Raw genomic sequence first — 11,863 nt, forward strand, 5'->3', positions numbered from 1 at the left:
CGAGGTGATGGGCAGCGGCCGGAGGGGGTCCCCCTCCGGCCGCAGCCCGTGTCAGTGCGTCAGTCGATCAGGATCAGGAGATCGGCTTCGGGTTCTCGACGTCCAGCTCGCCGTTCTTGACGAAGTAGGCGTAGATCGTCGACTCGGTGATGTCGCCGTTCTCGTCGAAGGCGATCGGGCCGCTGACACCGTCTCCGGAGTAGCTGCCGATGAAGTCGTTGATCTCCTCCGGCGTGGAGGCACCGTCCTCGAGCGCGCCGAGGAAGATGTTCGTCGCGTCGTAGGACTGCGTGGCGTACAGACCGGACGCGCCGAAGTCGGCGGGCGGCGGGCCCGCCGGCGCCGTGAGGACCGCGCCCTCGGCGGCGTCGGCGCCGGCGACCTTCACGAAGTTCGGGTCCTCCGAACCGTCACCGGACATGAACGTGCCCTTGAAGCCACCCTGGCGCAGCGCCTTGGCGAGCAGACCCGCCTCGGTGTAGTAGCCGCCGTAGAAGACCGCGTCGGCACCCGAGGCCTTGACCTTGGTGACGGCGGCCGACATGTCGGTCTGGCCGACCGAGATCTGGTCGGAGTCGACGAGGGCGTCGCCCAGCGACTCCTTCACCGTGTTGGCGAGGCCCTTGCTGTAGTCCTGGCCGTCGTCGATGACGAAGACCTTCTTGGCGCCGATGTCGGTGGTCAGGTAGTTCGCGGCGGCCTCGCCCTGGGCGTCGTCGTTGCCGATGACGCGGTGCCACGTCGTCCAGCCCTGCTGGGTGATGGTGACGTTGGTGGCCGAGGGGGAGATCGACGGCAGGCCCTTCTCGAAGAAGGTCTTGCCGGTCGCGAGCGACTCACCCGAGAAGCCGGGGCCGATCAGGCCGAAGATCGAGTCGTCGTTGACGATCTGCGTGGCCAGGCCCGGCGCGGTGTCGGGGCTGCCCTGCGAGTCGAACTTCTTCAGGCCGATCTGGCAGTCGGCGTTCTTGTCGTTGAACTCCTTGAGCGCCAGCTCGATGCCGCCGACCATGTTCTGGCCGAGCGCACCGGCGTCGCCGGTCAGTGCCCCGAGGAAGGCGAGGTTCTTGCCGCACAGCTCGCTGCTGGCAGATCCCCCACTGGCGGAGCCGTCGCTGCTGCTACCGCCGCCGGAGTCGCTGCTGCCGCACGCGGTCAGTGCGAGGCCGGACAACGCCAGCCCAGCGACCACGGAGATGGAACGGGTGAAGCGCATCTTCAAAGTCCTTCCGTCGGACACAGAGGCCCCGCGCACGCACACGGAGCTCGGATCGATCGCGGCCAACCTAGACCCGGGTGTCCGTCCAGGAGGCCATTTGTGCCGTCGTGTGATCGACGGTTGCCGAATCGTAACCCTCGTCAGCGCCGATCGCGCCCGAACACGGCGAACCGGCAGAAAACGCTTACGCCCCGATCACCCGGCGATGCCGGGGCCGTGCGCGATGACGCCGTCGGCGACCTGGCGCATCGAGAGCCGCAGGTCCATCGCGGTCTTCTGGATCCACCGGAACGCCTCGGCCTCGGTGAGCTGGAGCCGCTCCTGCAGCAGGCTCTTGGCCCGCTCGACGGCCTTGCGCGTCTCCAGCCGCTCGGTCAGGTCGGCGACCTCGGACTCGAGCAGGGTCAGCTCCGCGAAGCGGCTCACGGCCATCTCGACGGCCGGCACCAGGTCGGATCGGGAGAACGGCTTGACCAGGTAGGCCATCGCGCCCGCGTCGCGCGCCCGCTCCACCAGGTCGCGCTGGGAGAACGCAGTGAGGATGACGACCGGCGCGATCCGGCTCGCCGCGATCCGCTCGGCGGCAGCGATCCCGTCGAGCACCGGCATCTTCACGTCGAGGATCACCAGGTCGGGGCGGAGCTCCTCGGCCAGCTCGATGGCGGCCTGACCGTCGCCGGCCTGGCCGACGACGTCGTACCCCTCCTCCGCGAGCATCTCGGCGAGGTCCATGCGGATGAGCACCTCGTCCTCCGCGATCACGACGCGACGAGGCGCATCACCCGGACCCTGCTGCTGGCTCACGGGAGCAGGCTATCCGGCCTCCGTGGTCCTCCGCGCGTCGGACCGTCCGGCCAGGAACAGCTCGACCTCGTCGCGCTCCACCCTGCGTCGGCTGAGCTCGGTAGCAGCCGTCCGGGCGTTCTCCAGCGCCGCGACGTTGCTGGCGGTGGCCCACCCCGCGACTTGCGCGGCGGCCCACTCCCACGGCTTCCCCATGACGATCCCCGTTGCCTCGGTGCCCGGACGTCCAAAAATGTATCGGATCAGTACAGTTTCCCCAACCTCGTGATCGGCTAGGGTTCATGCGGCCCGGCCGGGTTGGCGGAATGGCAGACGCGGTGGTCTCAAACACCACTGTCCGCAAGGACGTGTGGGTTCGACTCCCACACCCGGCACCGACTGTCGGTGGGCGCGCCGACGATGCAAGGGTGTCGCACATTCGTCACCCCGAGATCGTCGCGAGCGCGCTGCGCGCCTCGGACGCCGGCGTGCCCGACCGACAGAATGCCCTTGACCACGGGGTGGCCATCAAGACCATCCGTCGGTGGCGGCGCGAGTACCAGCGCCGGGGCAACGTTCGCGGGCAATCACACCTCGCACCACCGTGCCCCCGTTGCCAGGGAGTGCCGCTCGATGAGCCGGCCTACTCGGAGCTGCTCGGCTGGTACCTCGGTGATGGTCACATCTCCCGCGGCCGGCGCGGCGTGTTCAACCTGCACGTCTACAACGACGCCCAGTACGAGCAGGACAACGTCCACATCGCCGAGCTCATGTCACGAGTGAAGCCTCACGGCCGGCCGCATAGTCGCCACGTGCCGGGGTGCTTGGTCACGACGGTCTCTTGGAAGCACTGGCCGTGCCTGTTCCCGCAGCACGGCCCCGGCCGCAAGCACGAGCGACCGATCGTGCTGGCGGACTGGCAGCGCAAGGTGGTCGAGGCCGAGCCGGCCGCCTTCCTCCGCGGGCTGTTCCACTCCGACGGCAGCCGGGTGCGCAACTGGGCGACCAGGGTCGTCGCCGGGGAGAGGAAGCGGTACGACTACCCCCGCTGGCAGTTCACCAACGTGTCCACCGACATCCTGGGCCTGTGCTGCTGGGCGCTCGACCTCGTCGGCGTCGGGTGGCGACGGTCGAACCAGAAGACCATCAGCGTCTCCACCCGCGCTGACGTCGCGCGGCTCGACGGGCTCATCGGGCCGAAGATGTGATCCGTGGCGACCTCCTGCGGATCCGCCCACGAGCCGGTGCGTCAGCCCTCGCGTCGGTAGGCGGGCGCGACCTCGTTGATCGCGTCGCCCATCCGGTGGATGCGCAGGGCGTTGGTGGAGCCCGGGATGCCGGGCGGGCTGCCGGCGATGAGGACGACCAGGTCGCCCTCGCGGACCCGGCCGATCTGCAGGAGCTGCTCGTCGACCTGGCGCACCATCTCGTCGGTGTGCTCGACCGGGTGCGTCTTGAAGGTCTCGACGCCCCAGGTGAGCGCGAGCTGGGAGCGCACGCGCGCGACCGGGGTGAACGCGAGGATCGGGATGCGCCCGCGCAGGCGCGACATCCGCTTCGCGGAGTCCCCGCTGGTCGTGAAGGCCACGACGTACTTCGCCCCGACTCGCTCGGCGACCTCCGCGGCGGCCTTGGCGATCACGCCGCCGCGCGTGTGGGGGTCCCACTCGATCGTCGCGACGTGGGCGCTCTCGCTGGAGTCCTCCAGCGCGTGCGCCTCGGTGGCGGTGATGATCCGGGCCATCGTCTCGACGGTGTGCACGGGGTACTCCCCCACGCTGGTCTCGCCGGACAGCATCACCGCGTCCGCACCGTCGAGGACGGCGTTGGCGACGTCGGAGGCCTCCGCGCGGGTCGGCGAGGGACTGGTGATCATCGACTCCAGCATCTGGGTCGCCACGATGACGGGCTTGGCGTTGAGCCGGGCCTTCTCGATGATCCGCTTCTGCAGGAAGGGCACGTCCTCGAGGGGACACTCGACGCCGAGGTCGCCGCGCGCGACCATGAACCCGTCGAACGCCGCCACGATCTCGTCGAGGTTGTCGATCGCCTGCGGCTTCTCGATCTTGGCGATGACCGGCACGTGCATGCCGACCTCGTCCATCACCCGTCGGACGTCCTCGACGTCCTTGGCGTCCCGGACGAAGCTGAGCGCGACGAAGTCCACCGAGAGGCCCAGGGCGAACCGCAGGTCGGCCTCGTCCTTGTCCGACAGGGCCGGCACGGAGACCGCCACGCCGGGCAGGTTGATGCCCTTGTGGTCGCTGACCTTGCCACCGACGAGCACCTCGGTCCGCACGTCGGTGTCGTCCACCTCGACCACGCGCAGGCGCACCTTGCCGTCATCGATGAGGATCGGGTCGCCGGGCTTCACGTCGCCCGGCAGCCCGGAGTACGTCGTCCCGCACTCCCGGTCGTCGCCTGGCACGTCGCGGGTGGTGATCGTCCAGCGCTGGCCGCGGTGCAGCACCACCGGCCCGTCCGCGAAGGTCTCGAGACGGATCTTGGGCCCCTGGAGGTCGGCGAAGATCGCCACGCCGTGGCCGCTGGCGTCCGAGGCCTCCCGCACGAGGCGGTAGGCCTCGGCGTGGTCCTCGTGGGCGCCGTGGCTCATGTTGAGCCGGGCGACGTCCATCCCGGCGTACACGAGCTCGCGGATCCGCCGGGGCGAGGAGGTGGCCGGACCGAGGGTGCAGACGATCTTGGCTCTACGCACGCGCTCCAGCCTACCCCGACTTTGATCGTTCAAAGACCGAACCCCTGTCCGATCTCGTCGCGACCTCAGACCACGAGGGGCCGCTCGGTCGGCGGGATCGGCGCCGGCAGGTTCGTCGAGCCGGTCAGGTAGCGGTCCACCGCAGCGGCCGCGGCCCGCCCCTCGGCGATCGCCCACACGATGAGCGACTGCCCGCGACCAGCGTCCCCGGCGACGAAGACGCCCTCGACCGACGACTGGTACGACGCGTCGCGCGCGACGTTGCCGCGCTCGTCGAGGTCGACCCCCAGCTGCTCGACCAGGCCCTCGCGCTGCGGGCCGGTGAAGCCCATCGCCAGGAGCACCAGGTCGGCCGGGATCTCCCGCTCGCTGCCCTCGACCGGGACGAAGCGGCCGTCCTCGAAGGTGACGTCCACGAGCCGGAGCGCCCGGACGTTGCCGTCGTCGTCGCCGACGAGCTCGGTCGTCGAGACGCCGTAGACCCGCTCCCCCGCCTCCTCGTGCGCCGAGGAGACCCGGAACACCATCGGATAGGTGGGCCAGGGCTGTCCGGCGGGACGGGTCTCGGGCGGCTCGGGGAGGATCTCCAGCTGCGTGATCGACGCGGCACCCTGGCGGGTCGACGTGCCGAGGCAGTCGGCACCCGTGTCGCCGCCGCCGATGATCACCACGTGCTTGCCGGCGGCCGTGACCTGACCCTCGACCTCGGCGCCCAGCGCGGCCCGGTTGGCCTGCGGCAGGAAGTCCATGGCCTGGTGGATGCCGGTCAGCTCCCGGCCCGGCACGGGCAGGTCGCGCGCGACCGTCGAGCCGATCGCGAGGACGACCGCGTCGTACCGCTCGCGCAACGCCTCGGCCCCGATGTCGGCGCCCACGTCGACGCCGGCCCGGAAGATGGTGCCCTCACGCCGCATCTGGTCGAGCCGGCGGTCGAGGTGCTGCTTCTCCATCTTGAACTCGGGGATCCCGTAGCGCAGCAGTCCGCCCACCTTGTCGGCGCGCTCGTAGACGGCCACGGTGTGGCCGACCCGGGTGAGCTGCTGGGCGACCGCGAGGCCCGCGGGACCGGAGCCGATCACGGCGACGGTGCGGCCCGAGAGCCACTCCGGTGGCTGGGGACGGACCAGGCCGGACTCCCACGCCCGGTCGATGATCGAGACCTCGACGTTCTTGATCGTCACCGGGTCCTGGTTGATCCCGAGCACGCACGCGGTCTCGCACGGCGCCGGGCACAGCCGGCCCGTGAACTCGGGGAAGTTGTTGGTCGCGTGCAGACGCTCGATCGCGCCGGACCAGTCGTCGCGCCAGACCAGGTCGTTCCACTCCGGGATGATGTTGCCCAGCGGGCACCCCTGGTGGCAGAACGGGATGCCGCAGTCCATGCACCGGCCGGCCTGGTCGGTGATGATCGGCAGCAGGGCTCGCCCGGCGCTGCCGGGGTAGACCTCGTGCCAGTCGTGGATCCGCTCCTCGACCGGGCGCCGCTCCGCGACCTCCCGGCCGCGCTTGAGGAAGCCTCTGGGGTCAGCCATGCCCGAGCACCCCCTCCACTCCTTCGCTCCGCTCATCCATGGAGTGCCTCCATCATCGCGTGGGCGGTCTCGTTCTCGTCCAGGCCGTCGGCCTCGGCCTTCGCCTTGGCCTCCAGCACCTTGCGGTAGTCGGTCGGCACGACCTCGGTGAAGCGGGTCAGCGACGTCTCCCAGTCGGCGAGCAGCGCCTCGGCCACCGTCGAGCCGGTCTCGTCGGCGTGGGCCCGGACCAGCTGCTCGAGCTCGAGCGCGGCCTGCTCGGTCACCGGACCGAGCTCGACGAGCTCGGTGTTGACCCGCTGCGGCTTCAGGTCGAGCACCCACGCGACGCCGCCGGACATGCCCGCCGCGAAGTTGCGGCCGGTCTTGCCCAGCACGACCACCCGGCCGCCGGTCATGTACTCGCAGCCGTGGTCGCCGACGCCCTCGGTGACGACTCGCGCGCCGGAGTTGCGCACGCAGCACCGCTCCCCCACGCCCCCGCGGATGAAGACGTCACCGGAGGTGGCGCCGTAGGCGATCACGTTGCCGGCGATGATCTGCTCGTTGGCCTCGAACGGCGCCGCGCGGTCGGGCCGCACGACGATCCGCCCGCCCGACAGTCCCTTGCCGAGGTAGTCGTTCGCGTCACCCTCCAGCCGCAGGGTCATGCCGGTCGGGACGAACGCGCCGAACGACTGGCCGGCCGACCCAGTGAACGTGATGTCGATCGTGCCCTCGGGCAGCCCCGCGCCGCCGTACCGCTTCGTGACCTCGTGACCGAGGATCGTCCCGACCGTGCGGTTGACGTTGCGGATCGCGACCTGCGCCCGCACCGGCTCCCCCTTCTCCAGTGCGTCCCGCGCCAGCGGCACCAGCTCGGTGACGTCCAGGGACCGGTCCAGGCCGTGGTCCTGCGCCGTGGTACGGCGCAGCTCCTGACCCGGGAACGCCGAGCGGTCGGGCTGGTGGAGCACCGGCGTCAGGTCGAGGCCGGACGCCTTCCAGTGGTCGACCGCCTGGCGCACGTCGAGGCTCCCGACCTGGCCGACGGCCTCGTCGATGGTGCGGAAGCCGAGCTCCGCGAGCAGCTCGCGCACCTCCTGCGCGACGTACTCGAAGAAGTTCACGACGTACTCGGCCTTGCCGGAGTAGCGCTCGCGCAGCACCGGGTTCTGCGTCGCGACGCCCACGGGACAGGTGTCGAGGTGGCAGACCCGCATCATGATGCACCCCGAGACGACGAGCGGAGCCGACGCGAAGCCGAACTCCTCCGCCCCGAGCAGCGCCGCCACGACGACGTCGCGGCCGGTCTTGAGCTGGCCGTCGGTCTGCACGACGATCCGGTCGCGCAGGCCGTTGAGCACCAGCGTCTGCTGGGTCTCGGCGAGGCCGAGCTCCCAGGGGCCGCCGGCGTGCTTGAGCGAGGTGAGTGGCGCGGCGCCGGTGCCACCGTCGTGCCCGGAGATGAGGACGACGTCGGCGTGCGCCTTCGAGACACCGGCCGCCACCGTCCCCACGCCGACCTCGGAGACCAGCTTCACGTGGATGCGGGCTCGCGGGTTGGCGTTCTTGAGGTCGTGGATCAGCTGTGCCAGGTCCTCGATCGAGTAGATGTCGTGGTGCGGCGGCGGGCTGATCAGCCCCACGCCGGGAGTGGAGTGCCGGGTCCGGGCCACCCAGGGGTAGACCTTGTTGCCGGGCAGCTGGCCGCCCTCGCCGGGCTTGGCACCCTGCGCCATCTTGATCTGGATGTCGTCGGAGTTCGTCAGGTACTCCGCGGTCACGCCGAACCGGCCCGAGGCCACCTGCTTGATCGCACTGCGCCGCTCGGGGTCGTAGAGACGGTCGGGGTCCTCGCCGCCCTCGCCGGTGTTGGACTTGGCGCCCAGCCGGTTCATCGCGATCGCGAGGGTCTCGTGCGCCTCCTTCGAGATCGAGCCGTAGGACATCGCACCGGTCGAGAACCGCTTGACGATCTCCGAGACCGGCTCGACCTCGTCGATCGGGACGGGCTGCCGGCCGACCTCGTCGGCACCGCGCAGACGGAACAGCCCCCGCAGCGTCATCAGCCGCTCCGACTGCTCGTCGACCCGCGCCGTGTACTGCTTGAAGACGTCGTACCGGCCCGTGCGGGTGGAGTGCTGCAGGCGGAAGACCGACTCGGGGTCGAACAGGTGCGGCTCGCCCTCGCGGCGCCACTGGTACTCCCCGCCGATCTCGAGCTCGCGGTGCGCCGGGGAGATGCCGCGCGGGGGGTACGCCGTCGCGTGCCGCCGTGCGACCTCCTCGGCGATCGTGTCCAGCCCGATGCCGCCGAGCTTGGACGTCGTGCCGGTGAAGTAGCGGTCGACGAGCGCCTGGGAGAGCCCGAGCGCCTCGAAGATCTGGGCACCGGTGTACGACGCGACCGTCGACACGCCCATCTTCGACATCACCTTGAGCACGCCCTTGCCGAGCGCCTTGACGAGGTTCGCGACCGCCTTCTCCGGCTCGACGCCGACGTAGTAGCCCTCCCGAGCGAGGTCCTCCACCGACTCCATCGCGAGGTAGGGGTTGACCGCCGCCGCGCCGTACCCGACGAGGAGGGCGACGTGGTGGACCTCGCGGACGTCGCCGGCCTCGACGAGGAGGCCGACCTGGGTGCGGGTCTTCTCGCGCACCAGGTGGTGGTGGACGGCGCCGGTGAGCAGCAGCGACGGGATCGGGGCGAGCTCGGCGGTCGAGTGCCGGTCGGAGAGCACGATGATGCGCGCCCCGTCGGCGATCGCCGCGGACACCTCGTGGCAGATCTCGTCGATCCGCTCCGCCATCGCCGCGCCGCCGCCGTCGACCGGGTAGAGGCCTCGAGCGACGTGGGTGATGAAGCCCGGCATGTCGCCGTCACGGTTGATGTGACGGATCTTGGCCAGGTCGTCGTTCGAGATCACCGGGAACGGCAGCCGGACCATCCGGCACGACGCGGGAGCGGGCTGGAGCAGGTTCGCCTCGGGGCCGATGGTCCCTGCCAGCGAGGTCACCAGCTCCTCGCGGATCGCGTCCAGGGGCGGGTTCGTGACCTGGGCGAACAGCTGGCTGAAGTAGTCGAACAGCAGCCGGGGCTTGTCACTGAGGGCCGCGATGGGCGTGTCGGTGCCCATCGAGCCGATCGGCTCGGCACCGGTGTTGGCCATCGGCGTGAGCAGGACCCGCAGCTCCTCCTCGGTGTAGCCGAAGACCTGCTGCCGCCGCGTGACCGAGGCGTGCGTGTGCACGATGTGCTCGCGCTCGGGGACCTCCCCGAGGTCGATCAGGCCCGCGTGCAGCCACTCGTCGTAGGGGTGCTCGGCGGCGAGCTCTGCCTTGACCTCCTCGTCCTCGATGATCCGGTGCTCGTCGGTGTCGACGAGGAACATCCGGCCCGGCTGCAGCCGGCCCTTGCGCACGACGGTCGCCGGGTCGATGTCGAGCACGCCGACCTCGGAGGCCAGCACGACCAGCCCGTCGTCGGTGACCCAGTAGCGCGAGGGGCGCAGGCCGTTGCGGTCGAGGACGGCGCCGATCTGGGAGCCGTCGGTGAACACGACGCAGGCGGGGCCGTCCCAGGGCTCCATGAGCGCGGAGTGGAACTCGTAGAACGCGCGGCGCTTGCGGTCCATCTCGGCGTGGTTCTCCCACGCCTCGGGGATCATCATCAGCACCGAGTGGGGCAGCGAGCGCCCGCCCATGTGCAGCAGCTCGAGCACCTCGTCGAACGAGGCCGAGTCCGACGCCCCCGGGGTGCAGATCGGGAACAGCCGGTCGAGGTCGCCGGGGATCAGGTCGGAGCGCAGCAGCGCCTCACGGGCGCGCATCCAGTTGCGGTTGCCCATCACGGTGTTGATCTCGCCGTTGTGGGCGATGAACCGGAACGGGTGGGCCAGCGGCCAGCTCGGGAAGGTGTTGGTCGAGAACCGGGAGTGGACGACGGCCAGGGCCGAGGTGACCCGCTCGTCTCGCAGGTCGGGGAAGACCTGGTCGAGCTGGACCGGCGTGAGCATGCCCTTGTAGACCAGGGTGCGCGACGAGAGCGACGGGAAGTAGACGTCGGTCTCGCGCTCCGCACGCTTGCGCAGGCAGAACGCCAGGCGCTCCAGCGCCATGCCGGTGACCCGCGAGCCGGCGCCGGCCACGAAGAGCTGGCTGAAGGACGGCATCACGCCGGCGGCGGTCGTGCCCAGCGAGGACGGGTCGACCGGCACGTCGCGCCAGCCGAGGACGGTGAGGCCCTCCTCGGCGGCGATCTCCTCGATCCGGGTGCGGGTCTTGACGACCTGCTCCGCGTCACCGGGCAGGAAGGCCGTGCCGACGGCGTACGCGTGCTGGGCCGGCAGGTCGAAGTCGACCACGGCGCGCAGGAACGCGTCGGGCACCTGGATCAGGATCCCGGCGCCGTCGCCGGAGTTCGGCTCGGCGCCGGCCGCGCCGCGGTGGTCGAGGTTCAGCAGCGCCTGGACGCCCTGCTCGACGATGCGGTGGCTGGCGACCCCGGTCAGGGTCGCGACGAACGCGACCCCGCAGGCGTCGTGCTCGTGTCGGGGGTCGTAGAGACCCTGGGGCGGCGGGAATGCGTGCGAGTAGGGCACCGGACATTCTCCCGTCGTCTCAGCGCCGCGCCGGCCCCACGACGTTGTCGGGTCCAGCGCGAGCGGAACGGCTGTGCAAGTGCGGCGCAGGGGACGGCATTGGCCCAAGCTGAGCGAGGGTTCAGGCTACACCAGGTCGGTCGGTCGTCTCGTCGTCCGTCTCGGGCTCGGGACCGGGCTGGACCGGGCGGTCGACGTACACCTCGGTCTCGCGTCCGGGTCGGAGCCGGGCGCTGACGACGAACCACACCAGCCCCACCAGGAACAGCACCATCGACGTCCACACGTTGAAGCGCAGGCCACCCACGTCGGACAGCTCGACGCTGTCGATGCGCAGCGTCTCGATCCAGCCGCGACCGACCGTGTAGACCATGATGTAGAGCGCCAGGACCCGGCCGTGGCCCAGCTGGAACCGGCGGTCCGCCCACACCAGCAGCGCGAACGCCGCGAGGCACCAGAGGCTCTCGTAGAGGAACGTCGGGTGGAAGGTCGTGCCCGGAGGGTAGCCCGCGTCGACGGCCGTGCGGTCGCTGACCGAGAGCCCCCAGGGCAGGTCGGTCGGCCGCCCGAAGAGCTCCTGGTTGAACCAGTTGCCCCAGCGGCCGAGCGCCTGGGCGACCAGCACCCCGGGCGCGCAGGCGTCGAGGACCGGGAGCAGCTTGATCCCCTTCCGCTTCGCGCCGATGACCATGCCGAGCGCGCCGAAGGCGATCGCCCCCCACACGCCGAGCCCGCCGCGCCACACGTAGAGGGCGTCGCTCGGGTGCCGGCCGGCACCGAAGTAGAGGTCGTGGTCGGTGGCGACGTGGTAGAGCCGCCCGCCGACGAGCCCGAACGGCACCGCCCAGATCGCGAGGTCGGAGATGTCGCCGGCCGTGCCGCCCCGAGCGACCCACCGCCGCTCCCCGATCCAGATCGCGGCGACGATGCCCAGGATGATCGCGAGCGCGTAGCCACGGACCGGCAACGGCCCGAGGTACCAGACGCCCGAGGACGGGCTGGGGATCGAGAGTGTGGTCAGCAACGGGGC

General features: G+C 70.8%; 8 protein-coding genes and 1 tRNA gene. 2 read left to right on the forward strand and 7 right to left on the reverse strand.

The genetic code is table 11. The features are described 5' to 3' along the window. Positions 1-73 precede the first annotated feature (73 nt). From ACILRH_RS15080 to ACILRH_RS15090, 3 genes are all read right to left on the reverse strand, one after another. Entirely contained in the window at positions 74-1,216 is a 1,143-nt protein-coding gene (locus ACILRH_RS15080) for a branched-chain amino acid ABC transporter substrate-binding protein (RefSeq protein ID WP_395694603.1), read from the reverse strand. A gap of 198 nt (positions 1,217-1,414) precedes the next feature. After that, on the reverse strand, positions 1,415-2,023 hold the full coding sequence (locus ACILRH_RS15085) for an ANTAR domain-containing response regulator (RefSeq protein WP_395694605.1): 609 nt from the start codon (positions 2,021-2,023) through the stop codon (positions 1,415-1,417). Positions 2,024-2,032: 9 nt separating this feature from the next. Then, on the reverse strand, positions 2,033-2,218 hold the full coding sequence (locus tag ACILRH_RS15090) for a hypothetical protein (RefSeq protein ID WP_395694606.1): 186 nt from the start codon (positions 2,216-2,218) through the stop codon (positions 2,033-2,035). 96 nt (positions 2,219-2,314) lie between these two features. Between ACILRH_RS15090 and ACILRH_RS15095 the strand changes: the two genes are divergently transcribed. Then, positions 2,315-2,397, forward strand: a tRNA-Leu gene (locus ACILRH_RS15095). A 228-nt stretch (positions 2,398-2,625) separates the two neighbouring features. Then, positions 2,626-3,210 (forward strand): transcriptional regulator, encoded by a 585-nt coding sequence (locus tag ACILRH_RS15100; RefSeq protein WP_395694608.1) that lies wholly within the window; start codon positions 2,626-2,628, stop codon positions 3,208-3,210. 41 nt (positions 3,211-3,251) lie between these two features. On the opposite strand, the gene pyk is transcribed toward ACILRH_RS15100, so the two are convergent. The 4 genes from pyk to lgt form a co-directional block, all read right to left on the reverse strand. Beyond that, on the reverse strand, positions 3,252-4,718 hold the full coding sequence (gene pyk, locus ACILRH_RS15105; RefSeq protein WP_395694610.1) for a pyruvate kinase: 1,467 nt from the start codon (positions 4,716-4,718) through the stop codon (positions 3,252-3,254). A 65-nt stretch (positions 4,719-4,783) separates the two neighbouring features. Next, positions 4,784-6,250 (reverse strand): glutamate synthase subunit beta, encoded by a 1,467-nt coding sequence (locus ACILRH_RS15110; RefSeq protein WP_395694611.1) that lies wholly within the window; start codon positions 6,248-6,250, stop codon positions 4,784-4,786. A 32-nt stretch (positions 6,251-6,282) separates the two neighbouring features. Beyond that, on the reverse strand, positions 6,283-10,833 hold the full coding sequence (gltB, locus tag ACILRH_RS15115; protein WP_395694613.1) for a glutamate synthase large subunit: 4,551 nt from the start codon (positions 10,831-10,833) through the stop codon (positions 6,283-6,285). 121 nt (positions 10,834-10,954) lie between these two features. Continuing rightward, complete coding sequence (gene lgt, locus ACILRH_RS15120) at positions 10,955-11,857, reverse strand: prolipoprotein diacylglyceryl transferase (protein WP_395694615.1); 903 nt, start codon at positions 11,855-11,857, stop codon at positions 10,955-10,957. Positions 11,858-11,863 lie beyond the last annotated feature (6 nt).

Origin of the sequence: Nocardioides sp., from assembly GCF_044226765.1 — a bacterium.
In the GTDB taxonomy this organism is placed as follows: Bacteria; Actinomycetota; Actinomycetes; order Propionibacteriales; family Nocardioidaceae; genus Nocardioides.